Raw genomic sequence first — 25546 nt, 5'->3', positions numbered from 1 at the left:
GCCCATCGGTGGATCGAGGTTAAGAGACTAGGGGGCGGGCGGTTCGGGTACTCGGCATGCGCGGATTCGCCTGTGGGAGCATCCTCCCGTCATCACGTGGCCCGGCGGGGCGTTCGCGTCCGGGCGGTTGCCGGCGGCCATCCGCTGGCCGACGAGGTGGCGGACGGCGCCGAGGCCGTCGGGGCGGTGCGACCCGTGGCGGGCGGCGCGCCCTACGGCTCGGACCTGCGCCTCTACGCCGCGGCCGGGGTGCCGACGCTCCAGTACGGCCCTGGCGACGTCCGGCTCGCGCACTCGCCGCGGGAGTCGGTCGACCTCGGCGAGCTCGTCAAGGTCACGCGTGCGCTCTGCGTCCTCGCCGTCCGCCGGCTCACCACCCCCGCCCCCTGACCCCCTGGACCGCGCTGAGACCGTCCGGATCCCGGGCGGGGTTCCGCCGGGGGCGCGCACCGCCTACCATCAGGCCGGTCAGCAGCGTCGCGACGAGAGGACCCGCCATGCCCCTGGAGAACCCGTTCTACACGCCCGAGATCCAGGGGCCTTACGAGCTGCGGTCGATCGGCCGCTTCGAGCTCGAGGAGGGCGGCGTCATCCCCGACCTCCAGCTGGCCGTCGCGACCTTCGGCGAGCTCAACGAGACGAGGGACAACGCGATCCTCGTGCCGACGTGGTTCTCCGGGACGCACGCGACGTGGTGGCAGGTGTACATCGGCGAGGGTCGCGCGCTCGACCCGACGAAGTGGTTCATCGCCGTCGTCAACCAGATCGGCAACGGCCTCTCGACCTCGCCCCACACGACCGATGACCCGTCCATCGCCATGTCGCGCTTCCCGCAGGTCCGCATCGGCGACGACGTCCGTGCACAGGAGCAGCTGATGCGCGAGCACTACGGTGTCGAGCGGTTCGCGCTCGTCGTCGGCGGCTCGATGGGCGCCCAGCAGACGTGGGAGTGGGCCGTCCGCTACCCCGACAAGGTGCTGCGGGCCGCGCCGATCGCCGGGACGGCGCAGAACACGCCGCACGACACGCTCTTCACGAAGACGCTCATGGACGCCATCACCTCCGACCCCGGCTGGGAGGGCGGCGAGTACGCCTCGCACGAGGATGTGCGCGACGGCCTGACCCGGCACGCCGACATCTGGGCGACGATGGGGCTGACGACAGACTTCTGGAAGACGGAGTTCTGGAGGGGCATCCCGCCGATCGCCGAGGGCCTGGAGTTCTCGACCTACGAGGAGTTCCAGCAGAACTTCGTGCGGGCCCTCTTCACGATGATGGACCCGAACGCGCTGCTGACGATGGCCTGGAAGTGGCAGCGCGGCGACGTCGCCCGCAACGCCGGCGGCGACCTCGCGGCCGCCCTCGCGCGCGTCACTGCCAAGGTCTTCGTCATGCCGATCGAGCAGGACATGTTCTTCCCGCCGCGCGACTGCGAGCCCGAGGCCGCGATGACGCCGGGCGCCGAGGTGCGGATGCTGCACAGCATCGCCGGCCACTACGGGCTCTTCGGCTTCGAGCAGTCCTACCTCGACGAGCTGGACGCGCACCTGCGCGAGCTCCTCGACACCCCCGTCTGACCCCGCCTCATCGCGACCGTGGGTGAGATCGCCGAGGACCACCGGCTTTCACCCACGGTCGAGGGAGGGGCAGGGGTCGTCGGCCCTCCCGCCGACGACCCGGGGGGATGGGCGTGTGGGGGATGAGACCCGGGGATGACCTCGCGGACGGCGCGACACTGGCTGGCCCCCCGGGGCAGGACCTGCCTCGACTGCGGCGATCGCCCGTCGCACCGTGTCGGGGTCCTCACCGAGGGCCTCGGCGAGCCAGAGCAGCCCGGGGGCGCACTGGAACGGTTGTAGGCCAGGCGCGGGTCCGTCGAACCCTGCTTGCGCCCGTAGGAGCCGACGCTCGCACCCAGCCCGGCGTCGAGCCGGGCCCCCGAGCCATGCACGAGGTGGTAGGCGGCGTGAGGGACGGCGAAGACCAGAACGGAGCCGAGCCCCAGCGCGGCCAGGTCGCGGCTGCGGCGCCATACCGCCGCTGACAGGATCGGGACCGGGGGCGGGAGGCGGCAGAGCGCCATACGCTGCAGGCATGAGCGACGAGTCCCTCCACCGCATCCTGGAGCTCCCGGACCGCACCGGGGTCCTGACCACGATCAAGCGCGACGGCCGGCCGCAGATGTCGGTCGTGAGGCATCACTACGACCCGGCCACGCGCACGCTGTCCGTCTCGGTCACCGACGACCGCGCCAAGACCCGCAACCTGCGGCGGGACCCGCGAGCCAGCTACCTCGTGGCCGGCAACAGCCAGTGGGAGTATGTCGTCGCCGAGGGCACCGCCCGGGTGGGCGAGGTGGCGATCGATCCGCACGATGCGGCGGCGGACGAGCTGGTCGAGCTCTACCGCCAGCTGAGCGGCGAGCACCCGGACTGGGAGGAGTACCGCGCGGCGATGATCGAGCAGCGGCGCCTCGTGCTGCGCATCGTGGTGGACCGCGTCTATGGCATGGCGCCGTGACGCGCGGGCGCCTCGCGGGACGTGGTGTCGGGGCCCGCGCTCAGGCGTCGCTCACTGCGTGCACTGCGGTGCTGCAGTGGTCGTGGGCATGGGTGACGCGGGCCGCTTCGTCGTGACCGCACTGATGTGAGGACGCAGGGCCTGCGCGATCGCCAGCTCGTCAGGATCCCCGTCGTGGCTCTGCTCGTGGGCCAGGGCCGCCCGAAGGATCGTCCCGGTCAGCAGGGCATCACCCGGGTCGAGCCCGCTGAGGCGGATTCGCGTCTTGAACGGGGCATCGATGGCCACGACCCCGTGGTTGGGGCAACCACCGAGGCACTGGACGAACCGGGCGCGGAGCGGCCTTCCGTCCACCTGCTCGGGCCCGTTCTGGGCCATCAGGGCGGCCTGCATGCGGGGGCCGAAGGAGCCTCGGTTGGGCCGGTCGTAGCGGGGACAGGTCCCGCAGATAAGAATCGTCATGATGGTGGGTGCGAAGGTGGGGCGGGCCAGCCGTACGTCGCGGCCGCCCGCCCCACCCGTCACGGTCGCTGCAGGACCGTCTCGGCTGCGGCGTCGTGGATGATGTCGGCGGCGTCGCTTGGTGCGGATGGACGGAATGCTTCGTCCTCAGGTTCCTTGTGGAAGCGGCCGTCCTTCATGACGAAGTCCATCTTGGAGGGGTCCTGGAGAATGGTGATGTCCTCGAGGGGGTCACCATCCACGACGATCAGGTCGGCGAGATAGCCCGGTTGCACCTTGCCCAGCTCATCGGGCTGCAGCATGATCTCGCCGCCCCACGCCGTCGCCGAGATGATCGCCTCCATCGGCGTGAAGTCGAGCAGCTCGACGAAGTGCTGCAGGTCCCTGGCATAGGTGCCGTGCGGGGTCCAGGCGAATCCGTAGTCTCCACCAGGCAGTATCTTGACGCCCCGGCGGTGCATCTCCTTCAGTCCCGAGATGGCCGCATCCAGCTCTCGCCTGTAACCGACGGCCTCGGCTGCCTCCTGGGGGAAGCCGAAGGCCTCCGCCTCGTAGAGGGTCGCAACGAGCCAGTTCAGTCCCGGCGCCACGAACACCCAGTCGCGGTTGGCCTCGAGCAGGTCGAGGCCCTCGGCGTCCGTGTAACTGGCGTGATAGATGATGTCGACCTTGTGCCGCAGGCACATCTTGACGCTCTCGGCGGAACGTGCGTGGGCGCATACCCGGCGCCCACGACGGTGCGCCTCGGTGACGGCTGCGGCGACCTCCTCGTCGGAGAAGTAGGTGTCCTCGGCGTGCTTGGACCCCGTGATCTCCTCCCCGGTCATCGAGAGCTTGATCTGGTCCACGCCGATGTCGACCAGCTCTCGCACAACTCGGCGCATGCCTTCGGGGCCATCGGCGAACTTGGTGATGCCCTTGACCAGAGCACCTCCGGTGACGGCGATCTCAGGTCCGTTGGCGAGATATCTCGGGCCGGGGAATCGACCGGCAGCGATGGCGTCGCGGCAGACGACGTCCAGACGGTCCTTGGCGGACGCGGCGCCCAAGCACATGGTGTAGCCCGAGTCGAGATAGGTCCGCGCAGACTCGAGGGCGAACAGGAGGTGCTCCTCCACCGGGAGCGTTCCGAGACCGTCCAGGTCTGCACTGTTGTTCCACGTGAAGTGCGTGTGGGCGTCGCACAGCCCGGACATCAGCGTGCGGCCGCGTCCGTTGACGGTGCGTGCGCCCTCAGGGGTCGCGTCGACGTGCCCGACCTGACGGATCCGTCCGTCCGTCACCAGGACGTCGCCCCGGTATGGCTGTGCACCAGTGGAATCGATGATGTTGACGTCCCGGAAGTGGACGGCGTTGCTGGTCGTACTCATGACTGCTCCTCGTTGAGCGTGCAGGTCGGGATGGTGGTAGGGCAAGACGTGTGGGGAGATCTCTCCACTTGACTCAGAGATGAGCGACGAGCTGCTCGGTGACCTCGGTAGCTGCCTCCAGGGCCGTCCAGTGACCCACGCCCGGGAGGATGACCACCGAGGCGTTGTCGCGAGCCTCGGCGAGGCGCTGGCTGGCCGCCGGCGGTCCCACCTTGTCCTCGTCACCGGTGATGAGGAGCAGGGGGAGGTCAGCAGGCAGGGCGCCAGGCTCGGTCGCATTGGCGAGCGCCTCACAGTTGCGGGCATAGCCCTCAGGGTCTTGGCGCATGATCAGCTCGCGTACGAAGGCGGCTACCTCGGGCTTGGACTCGCGCGTCTGCGCGGACAGGGCGTTGGCCACGACGCCCGGCGCGACGGCCGCCGTGCCCTGGTCGCGCAGCAAGGCTGCGCGATCCCGCTGTGCCTGTCGAGCGGCCTGGGCAGGCACGTCGACGGCGCCGAGGAGGACCACCTTGCGGACGAGGTCTGGGTGACGGGACGCGAAGGATCGCACGACCAGGGTGCCCATGGAGTGGCCGACCACGTCAGCCGGCCCGCAGTCGAGCTCCCCGAGCACGGCTGCAAGGTCGTCGGCGTGGGATTCGATGCTGATGTCGGCCGCGAGCTCTGACCGACCGGCGCCGGCGCTGTCGACACGGATGACCGTGTGGTTGTCCTGCAGCGCGTCGGCCTGCACCTGGTAGAAGTTCGAGGTGCCACCCAGACCATGGACCATGAGAACGGCCGGTCCGCTGCCGCTGATCTCGACAGCCAGTTCGTGTCCGTTGATGTTCATTGTGTTCCAGCTCCTTCGGGTTGGGGCATGTCTGAGGGCTCAGGCCACGCTGTTGCGCTGGGAGCCAAGCCCGGTGATGGAGACCTCGACGACGTCGCCGCTGGTCATGAACTTCGGTGGCTCGAAACCGATCCCGACCCCGGCCGGCGTGCCGGTGGCGATGATGTCTCCCGGTTGCAGGGTGATGCCGGCCGAGATCGTCTCGATGAGGGTGGGGATGTCGAAGATGAGGTCAGCCACGGTGGCGGACTGCCGCATCTCACCATTGACGAAGCTCTCCACGCGGAGGGTGGTCGGGTCCGGGATCTCGTCTGCGGTCACCGCCAGCGGGCCCATGGGGCAGTGGGTGTCAAGGGACTTCCCGATCAACCACTGCTTGTGCTTGCGCTGCAGGTCGCGGGCGGTGAAGTCGTCGATGATCGTGTAACCCCACACGTGCTCGGCTGCTTGCTCCCGCGAGATGCCGCGTCCGCCCACGCCGATGATGACGCCCAGCTCGGCCTCGTAGTCCAGCTCTGAGGTGACCCCGGGGTGGGGGTCGATGTCGTCGTAGGGTCCGGTGACCGAGCTGGGAGCCTTGGAGAACACCACCGGAAATTCGGGGATGGCCTCGGAACGGTCGGGGGAGTCGTAGCCAGATCGTCCGAACTCGACCACGTGCTCCCGGTAGTTCTTGCCGACGCAGAAGATGTTTCGCCGGGGCACCGGGATGGGTGCGAGAACCCGGACCGACGAGACGGCTGTCGAGGGCAGGTCTGCCGGCTGGGCGAGCTGCGGGGCCAGCGTCGACCAGCGCTCGATGAGGTCGACGAGATCGGCTCCCCCCGGCAGCGTGTCGGTGAGGTCATGGACGACGGCGGTGTCGCCCTCCCCCGTGACCAGACCGACTCGACGGACCGAGTCCCCGTGGGTGAAGGTCATGAACTTCATGCTGCTCCAATCGAGACCATTACGACCAATATAAACCATCTCCAGAGTAGGACGGCTCGTCCCCTGCCGTCTACCCCTAGATTCCTGCGGACAGCGTCGCGACCGTGCTGGCCTATTGGTCTGAATTGGTTCATCGGGTTAGACTTGGGCATGCTCAGCCCGGATCGCGCGTTGCGTGCCCTCGTCGAGGACGGGATCTCCTGTGGTGAGCTGGCGCCTGGTTCCAAGCTGCCGACGGAGCGTGAGCTCGTTGCGACGCTGCAGCTGCCGCGAAGTGCTGTCCGCCGTGCGCTGTCCCGCCTCGAGCAGGAGGGGATGGTGGTGCGCGAGGTGGGCCGGGGGACCTTCTTGCGGGAGGGCTACGTGGCGGAGGGGGTGGCCAGGGACGCCAGTCCGGCGGACATCATGCAGGCGCGCATGGTCCTCGAGCCCTCCGTCGCCGTCCTTGCGGCGCATGCGGCGACCCAGGCGGATCTGTCCCGCATCGCCAGCTTCGCCGATCAGGGAGGCAGGTCGGAGGACTTCGACAGCTTCGAGACGTGGGACAGCAAGTTTCATCGGGCGATCGGCGAGGCGACGCACAACGATCTGGTCCTGGCCATGTTCGACGTCATCAACGCTGGTCGCGCGCTCCCCGTGTGGGGAAGCCTCAAACGGCGCACCTCCACACCGGAGCGACGACGCTGCTATCACCAGCAGCACGTCAGCATCCTCGAGGCCCTCAACGACCGTGACCCTGCTGGGGCCGAGCGCGCGATGCGCGCTCACCTGAAGTCCGTCACGGACAACCTGATCGGCAACGCCTGACCGCGGTCGCGCGGTGATGCGTTCAGGGCCCCGTCGGGACTTCCACCGGCACACTGGAAGCATCCACCCTGACTCGAGGAGCCTGCGTGAGTCAACGCGTCGATTTCACGAACGTGTCCGCCCAGGGCCTGGAGTCCTCCGCGGTCAGCGATGCGCTCGCCGGGCTGAGGGCGAACGAGGCGCGCTACTTCCACACGAAGTACGGGCACGAGTTCACGGTCAGCGAGGCCGCCGACGCCCCCGACACCGTCGCGTGGGTTGCCGGCATCCTCGAGGATGAGCGCGGCATCGTCATCGCCTCGCGCCCGCTGCAGGTGACCGTCTGCGACGTCGACGGGATCCACTGGGTGCATGTCTTCTACGAGTCCGGGCTCGGGGTCAACGTGCTCTGGACCGTCGAGCCGGGCGGGAAGCGCGCGGTGGGCTTCAAGCTGTCGGAGGGGATGGACGTCCCGGAGGAGCTGTCGTCCTTCAAGTTCGCTCGGCAGAAGTCGAAGCTCGCCGGCGTCATCCGCGGGTCCTACTTCGTGATCAAGGGTGGGTACTGACCTCCTCCCTAGAGTCGTGGTAACGCGGCTACGGGATTCCTGACGAATGTCAGGGTTGGGTGCGCCCAAAGACCGTCCTCTCCCTCGCCATCGCGGCTACGGTCAGCGAAGGTGGGACACGCTTGCAGCGGACGGGGGAGCACATGGATCACGAGATCGACCTGGTGAGCGACGGCGATGGCGTGGCAGTCATCGGAGATGAGGCTGCCATCGAGCGCTTCTTGGCCGCGGAAGGTCTGGAGTCCAGGGACCTCGGGCTGCCGCGGCTCACGAGCGCCCTCGCAACCGGGGGAGCTGCCAGTCAGATGACCTCCGTCATCGCCGCCAATTCCGGGCGTTGGGTGAAGCTGACGCCAGACTCCGCCAAGGCGCTGCACACCTTCGAGGCCATGCAGGGCTCTAGCGCTGGCGTAAGTCGAGCCGTGCTCACACAAGAGGGCAAGATCAAGCAGATCTTGGAGTTCACGACGGGCCCCGGAGCACTGCTGGCCAACCCGGCTGTGCTGGCGGGTGCCGCCGGCATCATGGCCCAGCTGGCGATGCAGCAGACCATGGACGAGATCACTGACTACCTCGCGACGATCGACGAAAAGGTCGATGACATCCTGCGCAGGCAGACGGACGCGGTTGTGGCGCGCATGATCGGCGCCGGCCTCGTGATCCAGGAAGCAATGACGATCCGCGAGCACGGTGGTCGCGTCAACGAGGTCACGTGGTCCAAGGTGCAGGCCGTGCCGGGCACGATCGCCGAGACCCAGGCTTACGCCTTGCGCCAGCTGGATGGGATCGCTGAAAGGCTGGAGCGCAAGAAGGCCGTTGGCGACCTGGCCAAGACGGCGCGCGACGCCGAGTCGGCCGTGCGCGAGTGGCTCGCCGTGCTGGCCCGGTGCTTCCAGCTGCATGACGCGATCTCCGTCCTCGAGCTGGATCGAGTGCTCGCAGCAGCCCCGGACGACCTGGAGGCACACCGAGTCGGCATTCACGCAGCACGTGAAGACCGGCGCACGCTCATCGCCCAGAGCACCGAGCGACTGATCGCACGCATGGACATGGCCGCAGACCTGGCCAACAGCAAGGTCCTCCTGCACCCGGCGGCCTCAGGTGCCGTGGTTCGGTCGAGCAATGCGGTCGCCGCCACGGTCAACGACTTTCACGAGCTGCTCGGCGTCCAGGGGGACAGGCAATCCCTTGAGGCCAGGCGATGGAGCGACGCTGCATCGCAGGTACGTGACCGGGCACTCGAGTCAGGTGCGGCAGGCGTCGATGCCGCCTGGCGCCGCGGTGACGAGGCGTTCACTCGAGCGCGGCTGATCGGCGGCCGGGTCTCGCGCGCGGTTGTCGAGCGCGCACCCCGCCGGCGCGACGCCGACAAGGATGCCGATGACAAGTCCTGAGCAGCGGGCACCCTCGGCGGCGCACAAACCGCTAGACGGTGGGGCCCGTCGGCCCCTGCTCGGCCGCCTCGCCGGACTGGGATGGTTCACCCAGATGGGAGAACCCGCAGCGACCCAGGCCGTGTGGATGCTGCTCGACGATCCCCTCCTGCGACAGGCGATGGTCGAGTACCTGGGGCGACGAACCCAGGTCGATCTCACTGGCGTCGAGTGGTTCGTGCCGGAGGTTGTGCATCTGGATCGTGCTCGCCCGGATCTCGAGGGGATGCAGGTGGTCGAGGGCGAAGCCGTTCCCCGGGTAGTCGTCGAGATGAAGTTCGGAGCGGGTCTCGGCACCGAGCAGATCGTGGCCTATCTGCGCAACCAAGACGCCCGGCTTGGGAGCTCCCCTGGCGCCATCGTCCTTCTGGTTCCGCGACAGAGACGCGCCGAGGCGGAGCGTGTGCTCGCCGCCAGCCTCGACCTGTGGAAGGGCGGTCTCGTCGACAGGGACGTGGGCCATGCGGTGGTGACCTGGGACGAGTGGCTCGATGTCTGGGACGACGCTGCTTCGACAGTGCCCTGGGGACCGCAGTCGATAGCCGCTGACGTGGCCCAGCTACGTGCCATGTGCGCCACCCTGTCCGGTAATTTCATCGCCCCCTTCTCTGGTCCCGATCTCGTGGGTTGGCGCGAGCGCGAGGGCGACCTGCAACAGTTGGTGAGGGAGGTCACCAGGGGCTTGACGGATCCCAGCTCGCGTCTCTTGCCCGCGCGGGACATGGGCGCATTCTGGGGGAGATATGTCTGTGTCTGGCCGGGCCGCGATAGCTACTACGCTGTGGCCGTCGTTCCGAGGCTTGCCGCCGTGGGTGGTACACCCCTCTGGGTCTTGTTCCACCAACAAACGGATCTGTTCCACCTCATCCGCGCTCGGATCCTGAGCAGCGTCGCTGGGCGTAATGCTCGGCAAGATGACGGATCTCTGTGGCTCCCTCTGACCGTGCCTGAAGGTCTGGCTGGGGTCGAGCTGATCGAGTCAGTGACAGCGCAGGTCAGAGAGATCGTCGCCGTCGCGACCCAGCCTGACGACGACGTGGGATAGCACTGGCCACAGGTGGCCTGGGTCCTGCGCGCCCGATGATTGACGCGACCCACGTTGTCAGGCCGGGCCGGCTGAACCCGTCCACCGGATCTCGCCGTCGATCATCACGTCCGTGGGAACGAGACCGAGGTGTGTGGCGACACGTGAAGATGCCTCGTGGTCGGGGTGGATGTGGGCGACGAGGTGGTGCACGCCGCGCCGTGCCAGCTCCTTGACCATGAGGCGGGCGGCGCCGGTGGCGTGGCCGCGGCCTTGCCAGGGCGTCCCGATCACCCAGGAGATCTCGGCGGTGTCGCCGTCGACCGGCACCGTCGCCTGCACGTAGCCCACCGGCCGTTGGTCGGGGCCTGCCAGCACGATCCAGTTGAGCCACTGCTCGGAGCCGTCCGCCGAGCGTCCTACGACCTGCCGGGCATAGCGGGCGGCCAGCTCCTCGCGGGTGGGCGGCTCGCCGCCCGTGAACAGATGGAGCGACGGGTCCGCGAGGACCTCGACCATGGCGTCGGCGTCCGCGACGCGCAGCGGCCGCAGGGACAGGGCGGGCGTCATACGGCCAGTTGATCGGCACCCCGCGAGGTCCGCAACCCCGATCCCCGCCGGACACAGTCTCTCGGCCGATCGTCAGGAGCCTGGACCGGACCCGTCAACGCTCCTGACGCGCCGAAAATCGATGGCCCGACGCCACGCTCACGCACCGCTCCCACCCCTCACGCCTCGCGACCACGGACGCCGTGCGACAGCACGTCGGCGCCCCGACCCCCGAGAGGAGGGTCGGGGCGCCGCCCGGAGCGGTCAGCGCGTCGCGACGGGATAGCCGACGACCGTCGAGGGCCCGGGGTTCGTGGCGTCGACCGGGGCGCCGACGCCGTTGACGACGGAGTCGATGCCGCCATCGCCGTCGAGCCACCTCGTGAGCAGGTGGTTGAGGCGCACGCCCGGCCTGGTCGGCGAGACGAAGGCCGTGCTCAGGTGGATGCCCTGGTGCTGGTTGAAGAAGCTGTAGCTGCCCATGCCCCAGCCCTCGAAGGACCGCACGCCGGACGTGACCTGGAACGCGGGGTAACCCTTGAAGGTGGGGGTCATCATCCAGGCCGACTGGGACGGCACGTCGTACGGCTTCTCGTTCTGGAAGAAGTAGACCCGACCACGCTCGCCGTTCCAGACCACCTCCGTGCGCAGGAAGTGCTCGACGAACAGGCCGTATGCCGTGACGTCGTCCCCGTTGACGACGACGCCGTGGTCAGCGGGGTTGACCGTCCAGCCGACACCCTCGCCGTGGTCGGCGCGCCACGCCCAGATGTTGTCGAGGATGACGTTGGAGGCGTCGACCGTCACCGCTGTCGTCGTCGACCCGGCCGCCGCGCCACCGACGCGCAGGAACACGTCGGACACCAGGGTGGGGGTGCTCCCTGCGCCGGCGGACCGACGCTTGGAGCCCGCGTTGCCGTGGGCGTCGCCGACCTGGAGGATCGTCTTCGAGCGCTTCGGCCCGGCGTCGAGCATGACCCCGCTGATCGTCACCCCCGGCACGGACGACGTCGCGATCACGGGCTGCCCCGTCCGCTGCGAGAGGGCGGGAAGCCCCAGGCCGAGCACGACCGTCCCGGGCTGCGTGACCTTGATCGTCTGCTGCAGCGAGTAGGTGCCCGGGGTGAGGAGCAGGTGCTTCCCCTCGCGCAGCGCCTTGTTGATGGCGGGCACGCGGGACGACGGCGAAGCGATGACGAACTGGTCCAGCGGGATCACGCGGCCCGAGGTCGTGGACGGGCCGGCGCTGTCCGTGCGGACGCCCGGCACCAGGACCCCGCGGGTGCCGTCCGGCTGCGTCACGAGCCGTGGCGTCTCCCGGACGACGGGAGTGCGGTCGATCGTCGTGTACGGGCCCGGGTCGGTGCCCGGGAAGGTCGTCGCGGGCGCCCCGGGCGAGCCCACGAACATCTGGTTCCACACGCCGTTGCTCCACCCGGGCAGGGTCGTGTTGCGTACGAAGAACTGCTGCTGCGAGCCGTTGACGACCGGCGGCCCGGTCAGGGTCGAGTTCGCGATGAAGCCGCCGCTGGCGTACTGCGGGCCGGCGGTGCAGTAGTCCATGAGCGTGGTGCGGCCGTTGATGACGACGTCGCGCATCGGCGCGGCCTGCGAGACCGCCCAGAACTGGGTGTCCTTGCGGCAGCCCTCGCCGCCGGCGACGTTGATCGTGAGGTTGGACAGGGAGCGCCAGAAGTTGTTGAGCGCGATGCAGCCGTTGGCGTCGCACTGGTTGTAGACGTTGATCGAGCCGTGGACGACGACGTCCGCCGGCGTCCGCCCCAGCCCGGCGACCTGCGTCCCGTAGCCGACCTGGACGACGAGCGGGTTCGCGGCGGAGCCGTAGGTGCCGGGCTCGAAGACGATGGCGTACCGCTCGGGCCCGAAGTGGTTGGGGACCTGTCGCTGCGCCACCGTGTCGAACACGCTCCGGATCTGCTCGACGCTCATCGTCGGCTTCATCACGAGCACGTTCGGCCCGAGCTGCGGGTCGGCGTAGGCGCGCAGGTCGACGGCCGCAGCCGCCAGCGCGGCCGGGGCTGCGCCAGACAGCTGATCGGGGGCGGGGACGGTGGAGCGGTGGGCGGGGTGCGCGGCATACGTGATCGCACCCGCAGGCGCGGTCACCGCCCCCGAGAGGGCGATGCTCACAGCGGCTGCGCCGATCGCTCGACGGGCTCGGGGACGGGTGATGGGGGTTCGCATCATGACTCCTTCGTGATGAGGCGGGGGTGACGTGCGTGCGCCCATTCCCTCACGAAGCGCTCCCCGGTGGGGCGATGGGCGCGGACGGACCCCTGGCCTCGCCGTGGTGCTCGCCCCGCTCACGAGGATGCGGTGGTGGCCATGACGGGGACGTTGTTCGTGCGCATCGCCGCCTGCTCGGACCTGACGGGGTCGACGACCGGTTGCGTTTGGACGAGCCGTGCCCGGGGCGGGTCGGTCAGGAGACCGTGACGGTGATGGTGTGGTGGCCGGTCGCGCCGTTCGGCGCCGGCGGGGCGAGCTCTGCGGTCTGCGGCTGCCCGGTCGCGTCGATCGCTCGTATGCCGATCGTGTGCCGCCCCGACGTGGCCGGCCACTCGTAGACCCACTGGCGCCAGGCGTCGGACGTGGCGTCCGCGCCGAGCCGGGCGTCGACCCAGGGGCCGCCGTCGACCCGCACCTGCACGCCCGTGATCCCGCGGTGCTGCGCCCACGCGACGCCCGCCACGGCGACGGTGCCGGCGGCCACTGTCGCCCCGTCGCGGGGGACGTCGATGCGGGACTGGGTCTTGACCGGACCGAGCGCCGACCAGCCGCGCGGTGTCCAGTAGCCCTGGTCCGCCGCGAAGGTCGTGACCTTGAGCTCGGTCACCCACTTCGTAGCGCTGACGTAGCCGTAGAGGCCAGGCACGACCAGGCGCACGGGGAAGCCGTGCTCGGGCAGCAGGGGCTGGCCGTTCTGCGCGACGACGAGCAGCGCGTCCCGGTCGTCGGTCAGGGCCTCCAGCGGGGTGCCGGCGGTGAAACCGTCGACGCTGGTAGACAGCACCATGTCAGCGCCGTCTCGAACCCGGGCCTCGCGCAACAGCTCTCGCACGGGCCACCCGGTCCAGACGGCGTTGCCGTTGAGGGTGCCGCCCACCTCGTTGGAGACGCACATCAGCGTCACCATCGACTCCTGCATGGGCTTGGCGAGCAGGGTCGCCCAGTCGAGGGTGACCTCGCGGTCGACCAGGCCGGTCACCCGCAGGGACCAGCCGGCGGGGTCGACCTGCGGCACGACGAGCGCCGTGTCGATGCGGTAGAAGTCGGCGTTGGGCACGATGAACGGCGTCACGCCGGCGATGCCGAGCGAGGCGCCCGCGGGCACGACGACGGGCTTGGCCACCTTGGGCACGACGAACGCCGCCCGCGCCATCGCCCCGGCTCGCGCACCTCCCGCCACGACCCGCCCCACCGCCACGGCCGCAGCCCCCGCCACGACGGCGGCGACGCCCGACCCCAGCAGAACCCGCCGCGACACCGGCCGCGGCTCGGTCATGGAGACGGCCGCCACGGTTGCCGAGGCAGGAGCCGCCCAGCGCGAGAGCGCCCACATCCCCGCCAGGCCACCGAGCAGCAACGGGACCAGGTCGGTGACGGCGGCCTGGGGGCGGGACAGCACCGCGGCCATGGCGACGCCGACCAGCAGAGCGAGGGCGACCAGGGCGCCCCGCGCCGTGCGGAGCGCCAGGAGCCCGATGCCGCAGGCGAGCACCACGAGGGTGACGGCGATCCCGGCATACAGCACGGCCTTGTCGTTGGTGCCGAAGGTCGCGACGGCAAAGTCCTTGAGCCACGGGGGAGTCCGGTCGACGAAGGCACCCCCGACCGCGTCGATCGGGGAGGGCGTGCCGCTGGACCAGGTGGCCCGCTGCGCGAAGCCGGCCAGCAGCTCGGCGACGCCGACGGTCACCGCTCCAGACGCCAGGCCGACGATCGCTCCCCGGGCGGCCGGGGAGACCCGGTCGCCTGGCCGGTCCGATGTCGCGCCGCCGTCGAGGTTCACGCCACTGACGCTATGCCTGGACCCTGGGAGGTGTGGTCCTGCGCCTGCGACGAGCCTGGGCGCCGCGCGAGGCGGGGGCTAGCCTTGGTCCATGAGGAACGGCGTTCCTCGCGACAGCCCTCAGCGAGTGCGGTTCTGCCGATCGTCCGACGGGACGACGATCGCCTACGCCGTCCACGGGGCCGGGCCCCCGCTGGTCCTCGACAGCTGCTGGCTGAGCCACCTCGAGTTCGACTGGCAGTCGCCGGTATGGCGTCACTACCTCGTCGAGCTGGGGCGCACGCGCACGGTGGTGCGGTTCGACGAGCGCGGGCACGGGTTGTCCGACCGCGAGGTCACCGACTTCGGGCTCGAGCGGCGCATCGAGGACCTCGTCGCGGTGGTGGAGGACGCGGGGCTGGAGCGGTTCGCGCTGATGGCGATGGCGCAGGGCGGCCCGGTGGCGCTGCACTACGCGGCGCGGCATCCCGAGCGAGTGACGCACCTGGTGTGCGCCAGCACCTACGCCGGCGCCCTGCGCCACGTCACCGACGACGACCGCGAGCTGGAGGCGGCCTTCGAGGCGATGATCCGCGCGGGCTGGGACCGCCGGGACCCCGTCTTTCGCCGGGTCTTCACGTCGATGATGATCCCGGACGCGACCGAGGAGCAGATGCGCTGGCTCGACGACCTGCACCGCCGCGCGGTGAGCGCGCGCACGGCCTACGAGTCCCGCCGGCAGCGGGGTCAGGCCGATGCGACCGACCTGCTGGCGACCCTCGACGTCCCGACCCTGGTGGTGCACTCGCGGCACGAGCGGATGAACGACGTCGAGCACTCGCGGATCCTCGCCCGCGGGATCCCGGGCGCCCGACTGGTGCTGCTCGACAGCCGCAACCACATCCTGCTCGAGGACGAGCCGGCCTGGCCGGTGTTCCTCCGCGAGGTGTCGGCCTTTCTCGCGGAGGGCGCGGACGGTGGTGTCGCGCCGGCGGTCTCGGCGCGCGAGCTGCTCACCCCGCGCGAGGGCGAGGTGCTGGCGCTCGCGGCGCAGGGGCTCGACAACGCCGGCATCGGCGCCATCCTGTCGCTCAGCGTCCGCACCGTCGAGCGGCACCTCCAGAACGCCTATGCCCGCCTCGGCGTCGGCGGCCCCACGGCACGCGCGGCCGCCGTGGCGCAATGGGTCCGCGAGGGCTGAGCGAGCACGAGCGGGCGGGGGCGGGCGGGGGCGACTACGCGCGGGCTGGGCGCGCGGCCTCGCGTTGGGTGGCGGCACCGATGCGATCCCGTGGCGTGCCGGCCTAGCGTCGGCTTGTCGGGCCCAGCAGCGGCCCCCAGCACGAGGAGCGCACCATGAGCAAGGCAGCCATCAGCCTGACCACCGGCCTGGAGGACCCGGAGCGCGTCACCGTCGCGTTCCTCGTCGCCGTCGGCGCCGCGGAGTCGGGCCGAGAGACCACGATGTTCCTCACCAAGGAGGCCGTGCGCCTCGCCGTCGACGGGGTCGCCCGGGGGGTCGCCTGCGACGGGTGCCCGCCCCTGCCGACCCTGCTCTCGCGGTATGCCGCCGCGGGCGGCACCATGATCGTCTGCGGGATCTGCGTGGACGCCAAGGGGCTCGACCCGTCGACCTTCCTCGACAACGCCCGCAAGGGTGGGTCCGTCCAGCTGTGGGAGTGGATCGGCGACGAGGGGGCCACGACCTTCAGCTACTGAGACTCGGGGCGGCAGGCGCCGTCGCGCGGGACATCACCCGCGATCCGCCCGATGACCGGGGGGTGAGCGGCCCCTCCGCGGGACTCGCTGATCACGCTCGCCGACGCGCGCTTCTCCGTGAGCGAGATCTCCCACCTCGACTCCGGTCGGCCCTCATCGCCGCCCTCGCGGCCCGCCACCCGGCCGTCGAGCAGCTGACCGCGGACCTGGAGGCTGGCCTCGCCCGGCTCCACGACCCCGCCATGGAGAGACCGGCCGCCTGGACCCTCGCCAACATGGCCTTCGCCCGCGGCCGCGTCGTGCGGGCGGTTCGTCATACCGGGTCCGCCCTCGCACCCGCATGCCGCAGCCACCCTCGACGGGCCGTCCTGCACGTGCCAGCCTGGACGCCATGCAGCACGACCGGCGCGTGCACCCCGCTCTGGCGGGCCTGGTCCACCGGATGTCGGGCTATGACCTGCGCCTCGACCCGCGCGCGGTGCACCACGGCGTGCCCGGCCCGAGCGCGACCGTCATCATCAGCTTCGACGAGCCGCTCGACGTGACCTGGTGCGACCAGCCCGACGCGCGTTCGCGGCAGTGGCTGCTCGCCTCCGGGCTCCACACCCGCCCGGCGCTGATCCGCACCCACGGCGTGCAGCACGGCATCCAGCTGGACCTCACGCCGGCCGGCTGCCGTGCGCTGCTGGGGGTGCCAGCCGCCGCGATCGCCCGCGGTCTCGTCGCCCACGCCGACCTGCCCACGGGCATCCCCCACGACCTGCACGAGCGGCTGGCGGGGCTGAATCGGTGGGGCTGGGACGCGCGGTTCGCCCTGCTCGAGGAGCATCTGCTGCAGGTTGCCTCCCGCGAACGGTCCGTCGTGCCAGACGATCTCGCGCACGCGTGGCGGCTGCTCGACCGCCGGGGCGGGCGGGTGACGGTATCCGGCCTCGCGTCCGAGGTGGGCTGGTCGCGGCGCCACCTGGTCACCCGCTTCACCGGCGAGTTCGGGCTGCCGCCGCAGGAGGTCCGGCAGCTCCACAGGTTCGGTGCGGCGATGCGCCTCGCGCGCGCCGGGCAGCCGTGGGTCGAGGTCGCCGCCCGCGCGGGGTATGCCGACCAGGCCCACCTCAGCCGCGAGTTCCGTGCACTCGCCGGGCAGACGCCCACGCAGTGGCGGTCCGAGGTGTTCCCCATCGTTCAAGACGATCCGGCGTGAGCCGCAGGAGGCTGGAGCCATGACCACACCAACCCTGTTCCACAGCGTCCACTTCGACGACGCCGACGCGGGCCTGACCTTCCTGCGGGCGCTGGGCTTCGACGAGCGCGCGGTCCACCGCGACCCCGACGACCCGAGCACGGTCGTGCACGCCGAGCTCGCCTGGGGCGCCGCCGGTGGCGTCATGTGCGGCTCCGCGGGGCGGGCCGTCCCGTCCGGCAGCGACTACCAGCGGCGCGTCGGCGTCGCCACCTGCTATCTCGTCGTCCCCACCGACGAGCAGGTCGACGAGGTCCACGAGCGCGCGCTCGCGGCGGGCGGCACCTCGCTCATGGCGCCGTCGGACCAGGACTACGGCGGCCGGTCGGCCTCGGTCGCCGACCCCGAGGGCAATCAGTACTCCATCGGGTCCTACGCGGGGGCGTGAGGGCGGGCCGGGGCCGTGCAGCCGTGCCAGGCCCGGGCGCGTCAGCGGCGGGGATCGATGATCGTGATGCCGGCGGGCGCGGCCGTGTCCATCGCGGGCAGCAGCCGCACCGCGTCCGCCAGGCCGACGACCCGCTCGACCAGGTCCTGCGGTCGCAGCGCACCGCCCTCGATCAGCGCCAGCATCCCGGGGTAGTCCGCGGCCGCCATGCCGTGGCTGCCGAGCAGGTCGAGCTCCCAGGCGATCACGCGGTCCATGGGGAGGCGCGGATGGCCGTCCACGGGCGGCAGCAGACCGACCTGCACGTGTCGCCCGCGTCGGCGCAGGCTGAGCACGGCGCTCGCGGCGGTCTGCTCGCTGCCCACCGCGTCGACGCTGACGTGCACCCCGCCGGTCAGGGCCTGCACCTCGGCGGGGACGTCCACCCCGGTCTCGCTGAGGACCGTGCTGGTCGCGCCCATCGCGGCGGCGCGCTCGAGCGCCCCGACCGACCGGTCCACCGCGACGACCCGCGCCCCGAGCGCGCTCGCGACCATGACCGCGCTGAGCCCGACGCCCCCGGCCCCCACGACGCACACCCACTCGCCGGGCTGCACGTCGGCACGAGCGGTGAGGGCGCGGTAGGCCGTCGCGAACCGGCAGCCCAGGCTGGCCGCCGCCTCGGTCGTGACGCCGTCGGGGATGGCGACGAGATTGGTGTCGGCGGCGTGCAGCACCACCCGCTCGGCAAAGGATCCCCAGTGCGTGAAACCGGGCTGCTCCTGCGCGGGGCACACCTGCGCCTGACCGGTGAGGCACCAGTCGCAGCGTCCGCACCCGCACACGAAGGGCACCGTCACGCGATCGCCGACCCGCCAGCGCGAGACGCCCGTGCCGACGACGCTGACCACGCCGGCCAGCTCGTGCCCTGGCACGTGGGGCAGCGCGACGTCGTCGTGCCCGGCCCAGGCGTGCCAGTCGCTGCGGCACAGTCCCGTGGCGTGCACGTCGACGACCACCCCGCCCGCGGGCGGCGCGGGGTCGGCCACCTCCCGCACCTGCAGCGGCCCGGCCAGCTCGTCCATCACGACAGCACGCACGCTCGCTCCTCTCGACTGCCCGCGAGTCTAGGTGCCCGCCCGTCGAGCCCGCCCTCCCGCCTCCCTCCCGCCCTCCTTCGTCGAGAGGCGACAAATGGGGGTGATGAGCCGGCCACAACCCCCGTTTGTCGCCTCTCAACGGGTGGGTGGGAGCCTCTCGACGGGGTGGGCGGGGGCGTCTCGGCGGGTGGTGGGGGAGGATGGCGTCATGAGCACCTGGATCGGCTTCCTGCGGGCGATCAACCTCGCCGGCAAGCGGACGTTCTCGCCCCAGCAGATCGTCGCGTGCCTGGAGGCGGCGGGGTTCACCGACGTCGCCACCCACATCAACACCGGCAACGTGCGCCTCACCACGACGATGCGCTCGCGCGACAAGGTCGTCGCCGCGATGGAGCGGGCATTCCTGGACGACAGGGGATTCGAGGTGCCGGTGGCGCTGCTGACGCCGGCGGAGGTCCGCGCGGTGGCCGACGAGCTGGACGAGGTCGCCGAGGGGCACGAGGGCAGGCACTACGTGTCCTTCCTGCCGCAGGAGCCGTCCGCGGAGGTGGTCACTGCGCTGCACGCCCTCGAGGCTCCCGGCGAGCGGGTCGTGCCCCGTGGGCGGGCCGTGCACCTGCTGCTCGGCCCCGACTACCACCGGTCGCGACTCACCAACACGGCCGTCGAGCGCGTCGCAGGGATGGCCACCAACCGCAACCGCACCGTGGTCGAGGCGATCGCGGCCAAGTGGTGCTGAGACGGGTCGCCCGGCTGGGGCAGCTACGGCGCGCCGGAGTGCGTGGGCGCGGCCGCCCTGCGGGCCCAGGGCGCCAACGGCTGGTCCGAGGTGTGGAGCGGCCAGGACACGCCGACCTGCGCGACCCTGCGGTCCAGGGCGCCGGGCATGCCCACCTCGATCGTCGACACGTGCGTGGGTGACGCAGGCAAGGCAGAGCCCTGGCGTCCGACGCGCTGATCGGCTCGAGCCGGGGCGGGGCTGCGGAATCGCGCGGCCCGCCCCGGTGTTGGGGAGGGCATGAACGTGAGCGAGATCCTCCCCCCCGGCGTCGCCCTGCCGCAGGCCAGCACCATCACGATGTTCTCCACCACCTGGTGCGGCTACTGCCGCCGCCTCAAGGGCGACCTCGACCGCGCCGGGATCGGCTACACCGAGGTCAACATCGAGGACTCGTCCGCCAGCGCCGAGCTGGTCGAGACCATCAACCACGGCAACCAGACGGTGCCGACCGTGGTCTTTCCCGACGGCAGCTCGGCCACCAATCCCTCGCTGGCCGAGGTCCGTTCGCGGCTCGGCTGAGTCTCCCGTGCCGTCGCCATCGCCGTGGTCAGCCGTATGACGCGGCTGCTGGTGGTCGCGGACACGCACGCTCCCCGGCGCTGGAAGTCCGTGCCGCCCAGGCTCGTTCCCCTGCTGGAGGGGGCGGACCTCGTCCTGCACGCGGGTGACGTGTGCGTGCCGGCGGTGCTCGACGAGCTGTCGGCGTTCGCGCCCGTCCGGGTCGTCCTCGGCAACAACGACGGCCCGGAGGTCGCCGCGTGGGGAGGCGGTGTCCCGGAGACGCTGTCGCTCGAGGTCGACGGCGTCCGCCTCGCGATGATCCACGACGCCGGTCCCCGGCAGGGGCGAGGGCGGCGGATGCGGCGGCGGTTCCCGGAGGCCGACGTTGTCGTCTACGGCCACTCCCACATCCCCATGGACCTCGTGGAGGACGGGACGCATCTGTTCAACCCCGGGTCGCCGACCGACCAGAGGCGGCAGCCGCGGCACACGGCCGGGATCCTCGAGATCGCCGCAGGCGAGCTCGTCCGCCACGAGATCGTGGCCCTCTGAGGCTGAGGCGTCCTTGCGCCTGGCGCGCGTCATCGGGTGAGTCCGCTGCTCGTCGACGAGCAGCAGACTCACCCGATCCGGGTCAGACGGTGAGGCCGAGCCCGGTCAGCAGGGCGCGGTAGCCCTCGCGATAGGTCGGGTGCTGCAGCGTGAAGCCGGTCGCCCGTAGACGCGCGTTGGACAGGCAGCGACCCTCGGCCACGGATCGACCAGGGGTGCTGACCGACCACGAGATCCCCAGCAGCGCAGCGACATACGCGCTCAGCTCGCCGCTGGTGCAGGGCTCGTCGTCGGTGACGACGTAGAGCGGGTCCGGCGCCTCGGGGCGGGTCAGGAGGTGGACGACGGCGGCCGCCGCGTCGTGCCGGTGCAGCCGATTGGTCCACCGGTGCGGGTGCGGGTCCTCGCCGCGGCGCACCTGCGCGACGATGCGGGGCTCGCGGTCGCCGTACAGGCCGCTGAGCCGGGCCACCGTGCCGTGCGGCACCGCCTCCCGGAACGCCGACTCGGCCTCGAGCAGCACCCGCGAGGTCGCGCGTGACGGCTCCGGCGTGGTGGCCTCGTCCACGAGACCGGTGGCGTCGCCATACACCCCGGTCGAGGACACGAGCACCGCCCGGCGAGGTGACCGGCCCGCCCGGGTGGCCGCCTCGAGAGCGCGCGACATCCCTTCGACATAGGTGCGCCGGTAGCCCGCCTCGTCCCGCTCGTCGGCGGTCAGGCACACCACGAGCAGGTCGGCGGACAGGTCGGGCAGGGGCGTGCGGTCGTCGGTGATGTCGGCGGCGATGCCGTGCAGCGGATCCGGGACGCGGTCGACCTGACGACGCACCGCGCGCACGGCCACGCCCAGCGACGCGAGGAGCAGCCCGATCCGGGCCCCGAGGTCGCCGCACCCGATCAGGGTGGCGGTAGTCCCATCCTCGACGCTGCGCGCCTCGACGCTGCACGTCTCGGTGCTCCCCGTGTCGGTGCTCCGCGCCTCAGTCATCGAGGGAGCTGGTGTCGTCGGGCACGTCGACGGCATACGCCCGCAGCACCTCCAGCGGCACGATCCCCAGCACGGCCTGGTTGGTCGCGGCCAGCCGCACCGGCGCGGCGGCCCCAGCCTCGTGCGCCATCAGCCAGTTGCGCGCCGTCACGCACCAGGTGTCGCCGGGCTGCAGCGCCGCGAAGCCGTACTGCGGGCGTGGCGTCGACAGGTCGTTGCCGATCGACCGCTGGTGCGCCAGGAACTCGACGGTGACGACCGCGCAGATCGAGTGGTGCCCCAGGTCCTCCGGACCGATCGTGCAGGTCGCGTCGCGATAGAACCCGGTCACGGGGTCCTGCCCGCACTCGTCGAGCGGACCGCCGAGGACGTTGAGCTGGGTCATGGGGCCAGTATGCCGGGGCCCGACGGTCGGTGGGGCCTGGGCCCGACGCCGGGTCACCGTCAGGAGGGGTGCCCGGGCGCGGGGTCCTCTGCCACCAGACCCAACGTCCACCATCCTTGGACCAAACCCTCACGATCCTCGGGGGTGCCCAGGAGGTATGGCGCGCCCCGGGGGCACGGCGGGGCGCGTCAGGAGTTGAGCGGCCAGTCGTCGCGCACCGGGGCGCCGCCCTCGACCACGTCCTCCGGCTCGTCGGTGCGCTCGGTCCACGAGTCCTGCGGCCGGTAGCCGAGCTCGAGCATCGTGTTGGTGAGGTCCCAGCGGCGGTTGGGGTTGTCGGAGATCGCATAGTAGAGCCCGAAGGTCACCTCGGCCTCGATCGCGCAGCGAAAGACCCGCTCGGTGTCGTCCTCGCTGAGCCACATGGCGTGGAGCACGTCCTCGTCGGCGTCGAACGGGTCGTCGGACATCCACCCGATGCGGAGCGCGATGACGTCCAGTCCGTGCTCGTCGTGGTAGTAGCGGCCCAGCGTCTCGCCGAACACCTTGGACACGCCGTACAGCGAGTCGGCGCGCGGCAGCTGGTGGGGATAGACGGGCCACTGCTCGAGCCGGTCGTACATCCCCATCGCGTGGTTGGACGACGCGTAGACCACGCGGCGCACCCCGGCCTCGCGAGCCGCCTCGAGCACGTTGCGGTAGCCCACGATGTTGGCGGCGAGCACGTCGTCCCAGTCGGACTCGGGGGAGGCGGAGCCCGCGAGGTGCAGGACGGTGTCGACGCCCTCCATGAGCGGCAGCACCTCGGCGTAGTCCTCGAGGTCGGCCCGCTGGAGCACTCGCTCCTGCTCGTCGTTCTTGGGGGTGCGGCCGTGCTGCACGATCTCGTAGTCGTCGCGCAGGCGGTCAGCCAGCAGCAGCCCGATGCCTCCGGTCGCGCCGGTGATGAGGATCCGTCGCCTGGTCCGCGTGGTGCCCGTGTCCGTGTCGGTGTCGGTCATGGCTCCATCATCGCGCGCAGGTCGGCCCGCATGGCGGGAAAGGCGGTGGTGGAAAAGCCTGCTCGTTCGTAAAGGTGGCGTCCCTCGGCGGTCGCCATCAGCTCGGCGCGGGGCACCCCGGTCTCGCGGGCTGCGTCGACGTCGGTCATGGGCCGACTCTCGCCACGGGCGCTGGACAGGAGGTGAACACGTGCTGCACAACCCCTGGTCACGGCGCTCGGTAGCGCGACTCGGTCGACGGGTCCAGCGCGCGCCGGCGCACCAGCTCCCTTATGGCGTGCAGCGCCACCCCACGCTGGTCGTAGACGACGTGCGCGACCAGCGCCAGGTGGCGCAGCTGCTCGTCGTCGAGCAGGTCGAGGCGCGTGAGGTCTCGGACGTACAGGACGTCGGCCTCGACGAGCTGGTGGGCGCGTCCCTCGTCGGCGTCGGCCCACTGCACGGGAGCCAGGGGCCAGGTCTTGGTCGACACGAATTCCTGCGGCACGAAACCCTGCTCGCGCAGCTCGAGGTCGATGTCGGCGAAGGTCGGCTGGTCGCGGTAGAGGCGGTGGAAGCCCACCTCCACCTGGATGCTCGTGGCGCGGGCCAACGTCTCGCGGCCGCCGCGAAAGACCATGAGCTCGGCGCCCTGGACGTCGATCTTGAGGTGGTCGAGCAGCTCGATCTCCCGGACGTCGTCGAGATGGGTCGTGGTGAGCGAGATACGGTCGACCACCGTTGCCAGCCGGGGGAAGTCGACGAGCAGCTCGAGCTGCGCGGGGTCGGGCTCGTAGAGGCTGGAGAACCCGGACGAGGCGCACAGGTGCAGGGTGTGGGTGGCGCCGTCGCCGATGGCATAGGGGAGGTAGCGCTCGAGATCGCCTGCGGCCGAGCGCAGTCGCTCGATCGCCTCGGGCTGCGGCTCGAATCCCGTGACCCGGCAGGCGCCCTCGCGCAGCATGGCGAGATAGGGCGGCTCGTCCTCGAGCGGGTTGGCCCCGATGTCGACGACCTCCGTGAGCCGCGTCGGCCCGAGCAGGTCTGCCAGACGGTCGGACTCGCGTCGTGGGGAGATCGTCCCGGACATGCTGCTCCTCGTGTCGCGCCGGCGGTCCGTCGACCCTAGAGGGGGCGGTCGTCGCGGTGGGGGTTAGCCCGGTGGCTGGTCGAGGGCAGCGCGCCGGTCGTGCAGGTGGCTGAGCTCGGCCTCGTTGCGGCACAAGGAGATCGCCGCGTCGTATGCCGTCCTGGCCGCCGCCACTCGCCCGGCCCGGGTCAGGAGCTCGGCGCGCACGGCGTCGAACCGGTGGCTCGCGCCGACCCCGCCGACCCCGCTGATCGCCGCGATAGCGGCCAGGCCGGCCCCTGGCCCGCGGGCCTGCGCCACCGCCACGGCGCGGGCGAGCTCGACGCTCGGGCCGGGCGCCACCGCCACGAGCAGGTCGTAGTGCGCGACGATCCGGTCCCAGCGGGTGTCGTCGGGCCGCGGCGCCAGCGCGTGCTCCGCCGCGATGCGCGCCTGCAGGAGGTAGGCGGCGGCCTGGACCGGCAGCCCGCCACGCAGGGGTGCGGACTCGAGCAGGGCCACCGCCTCGGCGATCTCGTCGCGGTGCCAGCGGCTCCGGTCCTGGTCCGCGAGCAGCACTAGCCGCCCGGCGTCGTCCGTGCGGGCGTCCCGGCGCGAGTGCTGCAGCAGCACCAGGGCGAGCAAGGCCGTGAGGGTGGGGTCCCCGGGCGTCAGCGCCCGCACCGCACGGACCAGGCGGACCGCCTCGCCGGCCAGCTCGGCGCGCACCGGGTCAGGCCCGCTGCCCGGGGCATACCCGGCGGTGAACGCGAGGTAGACCGTCTGCGCGACCGTCGACAGCCGGCCCGGCAGCTCGGCGGCACCCGGCACGGCGAAGGGGATGCCGGCCGCCACGACCTTCTTCTTGGCCCGCGTCAGCCGGGCCGCCATCGTGGCCTCGGGCACCAGGAACAGCCGGGCGATGTCGGGCGTGCTGACCCCCACCACCAGACGCAGGGCGAGGGCGCTCGCGGCCTCCGGCGCCAGCGCGGGGTGGGTGCACATGAGGACGAGCCTCAGGAGGTCGTCCTCCACCAGACCCCCGGGGTCGGCCATGGCGCCTCCGCTCCCTGCGGTGCGCTGGATGTCGCTGACCAGCAACGGCATACGGCGGTGCTGCATGGCCTCGGCGCGCAGCCGGTCGAGCACCCGCCGCGCGGCCGCGGTGTGGAGCCAGGCCACCGGGCTGTCCGGGACTCCGTCCACGGGCCACCGTCGCGCGGCGGCCTCGACGGCGTCGGCCAGGGCGTCCTCGACCAGGTCGAGCCGGCGGAAGCGCGCGAGGAGCAGGGACGTCAGGCGTCCCCACTCCTCGCGCACGACGGACCCGAGCAGCGCGAGCGACGCGTCAGGTTCGCCGGTCACGGCGCC

The 25546-nt window shown here is 71.4% G+C and carries 29 protein-coding genes; 14 read left to right on the top strand and 15 right to left on the bottom strand.

Annotation, left to right across the window (positions count from 1 at the left end):
- The first annotated feature begins 72 nt into the window (after positions 1-72).
- From B2P18_RS09845 to B2P18_RS09835, 3 genes are all read left to right on the top strand, one after another.
- Positions 73-390, top strand: coding sequence for a M20/M25/M40 family metallo-hydrolase (locus B2P18_RS09845; RefSeq protein WP_286958588.1), 318 nt, complete (start codon positions 73-75; stop codon positions 388-390).
- A 107-nt stretch (positions 391-497) separates the two neighbouring features.
- A complete protein-coding gene (locus tag B2P18_RS09840; protein WP_286958586.1) occupies positions 498-1577 on the top strand; it encodes an alpha/beta fold hydrolase in 1080 nt (359 codons plus the stop codon).
- A 517-nt stretch (positions 1578-2094) separates the two neighbouring features.
- A complete protein-coding gene (locus B2P18_RS09835; protein ID WP_286958584.1) occupies positions 2095-2520 on the top strand; it encodes a PPOX class F420-dependent oxidoreductase in 426 nt (141 codons plus the stop codon).
- A gap of 51 nt (positions 2521-2571) precedes the next feature.
- On the opposite strand, the gene B2P18_RS09830 is transcribed toward B2P18_RS09835, so the two are convergent.
- The 4 genes from B2P18_RS09830 to B2P18_RS09815 all read right to left on the bottom strand — a co-directional run bounded on the left by B2P18_RS09830 (position 2572) and on the right by B2P18_RS09815 (position 6108).
- On the bottom strand, positions 2572-2982 hold the full coding sequence (locus B2P18_RS09830; RefSeq protein WP_286958583.1) for a hypothetical protein: 411 nt from the start codon (positions 2980-2982) through the stop codon (positions 2572-2574).
- Between the two features lie 59 nt (positions 2983-3041).
- Positions 3042-4352 (bottom strand): metal-dependent hydrolase family protein, encoded by a 1311-nt coding sequence (locus tag B2P18_RS09825; protein ID WP_286958582.1) that lies wholly within the window; start codon positions 4350-4352, stop codon positions 3042-3044.
- A gap of 73 nt (positions 4353-4425) precedes the next feature.
- Complete coding sequence (locus tag B2P18_RS09820; protein ID WP_286958581.1) at positions 4426-5187, bottom strand: alpha/beta fold hydrolase; 762 nt, start codon at positions 5185-5187, stop codon at positions 4426-4428.
- 39 nt (positions 5188-5226) lie between these two features.
- On the bottom strand, positions 5227-6108 hold the full coding sequence (locus B2P18_RS09815; protein ID WP_286958580.1) for a fumarylacetoacetate hydrolase family protein: 882 nt from the start codon (positions 6106-6108) through the stop codon (positions 5227-5229).
- A 159-nt stretch (positions 6109-6267) separates the two neighbouring features.
- Here B2P18_RS09815 and B2P18_RS09810 point away from each other — a divergent pair, with 159 nt between their 5' ends.
- The 4 genes from B2P18_RS09810 to B2P18_RS09795 all read left to right on the top strand — a co-directional run bounded on the left by B2P18_RS09810 (position 6268) and on the right by B2P18_RS09795 (position 9950).
- Entirely contained in the window at positions 6268-6924 is a 657-nt protein-coding gene (locus B2P18_RS09810; RefSeq protein ID WP_286958590.1) for a FadR/GntR family transcriptional regulator, read from the top strand.
- An 86-nt stretch (positions 6925-7010) separates the two neighbouring features.
- Entirely contained in the window at positions 7011-7472 is a 462-nt protein-coding gene (locus B2P18_RS09805; protein WP_286958579.1) for a phage tail protein, read from the top strand.
- A gap of 143 nt (positions 7473-7615) precedes the next feature.
- Positions 7616-8866 carry a hypothetical protein gene (locus tag B2P18_RS09800; protein ID WP_286958578.1) on the top strand — a complete coding sequence of 417 codons (1251 nt, stop codon included), beginning with the start codon at positions 7616-7618 and terminating at the stop codon, positions 8864-8866.
- Positions 8867-8993: 127 nt separating this feature from the next.
- The gene (locus B2P18_RS09795; RefSeq protein WP_286958576.1) at positions 8994-9950 is read left to right on the top strand and encodes a hypothetical protein; all 957 of its coding nucleotides are present in this window, start codon (positions 8994-8996) and stop codon (positions 9948-9950) included.
- A 57-nt stretch (positions 9951-10007) separates the two neighbouring features.
- On the opposite strand, the gene B2P18_RS09790 is transcribed toward B2P18_RS09795, so the two are convergent.
- The 3 genes from B2P18_RS09790 to B2P18_RS09780 form a co-directional block, all read right to left on the bottom strand.
- Positions 10008-10499: a GNAT family N-acetyltransferase gene (locus B2P18_RS09790; RefSeq protein ID WP_286958575.1), complete on the bottom strand. Its 492-nt coding sequence runs from the start codon at positions 10497-10499 to the stop codon at positions 10008-10010.
- Between the two features lie 243 nt (positions 10500-10742).
- Complete coding sequence (locus B2P18_RS09785; RefSeq protein WP_286958574.1) at positions 10743-12686, bottom strand: glycosyl hydrolase family 28-related protein; 1944 nt, start codon at positions 12684-12686, stop codon at positions 10743-10745.
- 235 nt (positions 12687-12921) lie between these two features.
- Positions 12922-14511, bottom strand: a complete 1590-nt coding sequence (locus B2P18_RS09780; RefSeq protein ID WP_286958573.1) for a molybdopterin-dependent oxidoreductase — start codon at positions 14509-14511, stop codon at positions 12922-12924.
- A 91-nt stretch (positions 14512-14602) separates the two neighbouring features.
- On the opposite strand from B2P18_RS09780, the gene B2P18_RS09775 reads away from it, so the two are divergent.
- The 4 genes from B2P18_RS09775 to B2P18_RS09760 all read left to right on the top strand — a co-directional run bounded on the left by B2P18_RS09775 (position 14603) and on the right by B2P18_RS09760 (position 17837).
- Positions 14603-15691: an alpha/beta fold hydrolase gene (locus B2P18_RS09775; RefSeq protein WP_286958572.1), complete on the top strand. Its 1089-nt coding sequence runs from the start codon at positions 14603-14605 to the stop codon at positions 15689-15691.
- A 155-nt stretch (positions 15692-15846) separates the two neighbouring features.
- Positions 15847-16209, top strand: a complete 363-nt coding sequence (locus tag B2P18_RS09770; protein ID WP_019286808.1) for a DsrE family protein — start codon at positions 15847-15849, stop codon at positions 16207-16209.
- 391 nt (positions 16210-16600) lie between these two features.
- Positions 16601-17410 (top strand): helix-turn-helix domain-containing protein, encoded by an 810-nt coding sequence (locus B2P18_RS09765; RefSeq protein ID WP_029211088.1) that lies wholly within the window; start codon positions 16601-16603, stop codon positions 17408-17410.
- 19 nt (positions 17411-17429) lie between these two features.
- On the top strand, positions 17430-17837 hold the full coding sequence (locus tag B2P18_RS09760) for a VOC family protein (protein WP_029211089.1): 408 nt from the start codon (positions 17430-17432) through the stop codon (positions 17835-17837).
- 41 nt (positions 17838-17878) lie between these two features.
- Here B2P18_RS09760 and B2P18_RS09755 read toward each other — a convergent pair whose 3' ends face one another.
- A complete protein-coding gene (locus tag B2P18_RS09755) occupies positions 17879-18916 on the bottom strand; it encodes a zinc-binding dehydrogenase (RefSeq protein ID WP_286958570.1) in 1038 nt (345 codons plus the stop codon).
- A gap of 208 nt (positions 18917-19124) precedes the next feature.
- Here B2P18_RS09755 and B2P18_RS09750 point away from each other — a divergent pair, with 208 nt between their 5' ends.
- A complete protein-coding gene (locus B2P18_RS09750; RefSeq protein ID WP_286958568.1) occupies positions 19125-19655 on the top strand; it encodes a DUF1697 domain-containing protein in 531 nt (176 codons plus the stop codon).
- Positions 19656-19678: 23 nt separating this feature from the next.
- Here B2P18_RS09750 and B2P18_RS09745 read toward each other — a convergent pair whose 3' ends face one another.
- Positions 19679-19846: a hypothetical protein gene (locus B2P18_RS09745; protein ID WP_286958566.1), complete on the bottom strand. Its 168-nt coding sequence runs from the start codon at positions 19844-19846 to the stop codon at positions 19679-19681.
- Between the two features lie 88 nt (positions 19847-19934).
- Here B2P18_RS09745 and B2P18_RS09740 point away from each other — a divergent pair, with 88 nt between their 5' ends.
- Together B2P18_RS09740 and B2P18_RS09735 are read left to right on the top strand one after the other, a co-directional pair.
- Positions 19935-20216, top strand: coding sequence for a mycoredoxin (locus B2P18_RS09740; protein ID WP_286958565.1), 282 nt, complete (start codon positions 19935-19937; stop codon positions 20214-20216).
- A gap of 36 nt (positions 20217-20252) precedes the next feature.
- The gene (locus B2P18_RS09735) at positions 20253-20750 is read left to right on the top strand and encodes a metallophosphoesterase family protein (protein WP_286958563.1); all 498 of its coding nucleotides are present in this window, start codon (positions 20253-20255) and stop codon (positions 20748-20750) included.
- An 82-nt stretch (positions 20751-20832) separates the two neighbouring features.
- On the opposite strand, the gene B2P18_RS09730 is transcribed toward B2P18_RS09735, so the two are convergent.
- From B2P18_RS09730 to B2P18_RS09705, 6 genes are all read right to left on the bottom strand, one after another.
- Complete coding sequence (locus B2P18_RS09730) at positions 20833-21741, bottom strand: NAD-dependent epimerase/dehydratase family protein (RefSeq protein WP_286958561.1); 909 nt, start codon at positions 21739-21741, stop codon at positions 20833-20835.
- Positions 21734-22126, bottom strand: coding sequence for a DUF2237 family protein (locus B2P18_RS09725; protein WP_286958560.1), 393 nt, complete (start codon positions 22124-22126; stop codon positions 21734-21736). The genes B2P18_RS09730 and B2P18_RS09725 overlap by 8 nt, the downstream gene beginning before the upstream one ends.
- Before the next feature lie 188 nt (positions 22127-22314).
- Entirely contained in the window at positions 22315-23127 is an 813-nt protein-coding gene (locus tag B2P18_RS09720) for an NAD-dependent epimerase/dehydratase family protein (protein ID WP_286958558.1), read from the bottom strand.
- Positions 23124-23276: a hypothetical protein gene (locus B2P18_RS09715; RefSeq protein ID WP_286958555.1), complete on the bottom strand. Its 153-nt coding sequence runs from the start codon at positions 23274-23276 to the stop codon at positions 23124-23126. The genes B2P18_RS09720 and B2P18_RS09715 overlap by 4 nt, the downstream gene beginning before the upstream one ends.
- Before the next feature lie 59 nt (positions 23277-23335).
- Entirely contained in the window at positions 23336-24196 is an 861-nt protein-coding gene (locus B2P18_RS09710; protein ID WP_286958553.1) for an FkbM family methyltransferase, read from the bottom strand.
- Between the two features lie 63 nt (positions 24197-24259).
- Positions 24260-25540 carry an RNA polymerase sigma factor gene (locus tag B2P18_RS09705; protein ID WP_286958551.1) on the bottom strand — a complete coding sequence of 427 codons (1281 nt, stop codon included), beginning with the start codon at positions 25538-25540 and terminating at the stop codon, positions 24260-24262.
- Positions 25541-25546: the final 6 nt, after the last annotated feature.

The sequence above is a fragment of the Arsenicicoccus sp. UBA2120 genome, from assembly GCF_002330965.1.
Lineage (GTDB): Bacteria > Actinomycetota > Actinomycetes > Actinomycetales > Dermatophilaceae > Arsenicicoccus > Arsenicicoccus bolidensis.
This window is presented reverse-complemented; position numbering and strand designations above follow the sequence as displayed.

What these genes read in the sequence shown, in the direction of transcription:
- B2P18_RS09840 (WP_286958586.1), top strand. Translation starts at nt 498, where the DNA reads ATGCCCCTGGAGAACCCGTTCTACACGCCCGAGATCCAGGGGCCTTAC.
- B2P18_RS09835 (WP_286958584.1), top strand. Translation starts at nt 2,095, where the DNA reads ATGAGCGACGAGTCCCTCCACCGCATCCTGGAGCTCCCGGACCGCACC.
- B2P18_RS09830 (WP_286958583.1), bottom strand. Translation starts at nt 2,982, where the DNA reads ATGACGATTCTTATCTGCGGGACCTGTCCCCGCTACGACCGGCCCAAC.
- B2P18_RS09825 (WP_286958582.1), bottom strand. Translation starts at nt 4,352, where the DNA reads ATGAGTACGACCAGCAACGCCGTCCACTTCCGGGACGTCAACATCATC.
- B2P18_RS09820 (WP_286958581.1), bottom strand. Translation starts at nt 5,187, where the DNA reads ATGAACATCAACGGACACGAACTGGCTGTCGAGATCAGCGGCAGCGGA.
- B2P18_RS09815 (WP_286958580.1), bottom strand. Translation starts at nt 6,108, where the DNA reads ATGACCTTCACCCACGGGGACTCGGTCCGTCGAGTCGGTCTGGTCACG.
- B2P18_RS09810 (WP_286958590.1), top strand. Translation starts at nt 6,268, where the DNA reads ATGCTCAGCCCGGATCGCGCGTTGCGTGCCCTCGTCGAGGACGGGATC.
- B2P18_RS09800 (WP_286958578.1), top strand. Translation starts at nt 7,616, where the DNA reads ATGGATCACGAGATCGACCTGGTGAGCGACGGCGATGGCGTGGCAGTC.
- B2P18_RS09795 (WP_286958576.1), top strand. Translation starts at nt 8,994, where the DNA reads ATGCTGCTCGACGATCCCCTCCTGCGACAGGCGATGGTCGAGTACCTG.
- B2P18_RS09790 (WP_286958575.1), bottom strand. Translation starts at nt 10,499, where the DNA reads ATGACGCCCGCCCTGTCCCTGCGGCCGCTGCGCGTCGCGGACGCCGAC.
- B2P18_RS09785 (WP_286958574.1), bottom strand. Translation starts at nt 12,686, where the DNA reads ATGATGCGAACCCCCATCACCCGTCCCCGAGCCCGTCGAGCGATCGGC.
- B2P18_RS09775 (WP_286958572.1), top strand. Translation starts at nt 14,603, where the DNA reads ATGAGGAACGGCGTTCCTCGCGACAGCCCTCAGCGAGTGCGGTTCTGC.
- B2P18_RS09770 (WP_019286808.1), top strand. Translation starts at nt 15,847, where the DNA reads ATGAGCAAGGCAGCCATCAGCCTGACCACCGGCCTGGAGGACCCGGAG.
- B2P18_RS09765 (WP_029211088.1), top strand. Translation starts at nt 16,601, where the DNA reads ATGCAGCACGACCGGCGCGTGCACCCCGCTCTGGCGGGCCTGGTCCAC.
- B2P18_RS09760 (WP_029211089.1), top strand. Translation starts at nt 17,430, where the DNA reads ATGACCACACCAACCCTGTTCCACAGCGTCCACTTCGACGACGCCGAC.
- B2P18_RS09750 (WP_286958568.1), top strand. Translation starts at nt 19,125, where the DNA reads ATGAGCACCTGGATCGGCTTCCTGCGGGCGATCAACCTCGCCGGCAAG.
- B2P18_RS09740 (WP_286958565.1), top strand. Translation starts at nt 19,935, where the DNA reads ATGAACGTGAGCGAGATCCTCCCCCCCGGCGTCGCCCTGCCGCAGGCC.
- B2P18_RS09735 (WP_286958563.1), top strand. Translation starts at nt 20,253, where the DNA reads ATGACGCGGCTGCTGGTGGTCGCGGACACGCACGCTCCCCGGCGCTGG.
- B2P18_RS09730 (WP_286958561.1), bottom strand. Translation starts at nt 21,741, where the DNA reads ATGACTGAGGCGCGGAGCACCGACACGGGGAGCACCGAGACGTGCAGC.
- B2P18_RS09725 (WP_286958560.1), bottom strand. Translation starts at nt 22,126, where the DNA reads ATGACCCAGCTCAACGTCCTCGGCGGTCCGCTCGACGAGTGCGGGCAG.
- B2P18_RS09720 (WP_286958558.1), bottom strand. Translation starts at nt 23,127, where the DNA reads ATGACCGACACCGACACGGACACGGGCACCACGCGGACCAGGCGACGG.
- B2P18_RS09715 (WP_286958555.1), bottom strand. Translation starts at nt 23,276, where the DNA reads ATGACCGACGTCGACGCAGCCCGCGAGACCGGGGTGCCCCGCGCCGAG.
- B2P18_RS09710 (WP_286958553.1), bottom strand. Translation starts at nt 24,196, where the DNA reads ATGTCCGGGACGATCTCCCCACGACGCGAGTCCGACCGTCTGGCAGAC.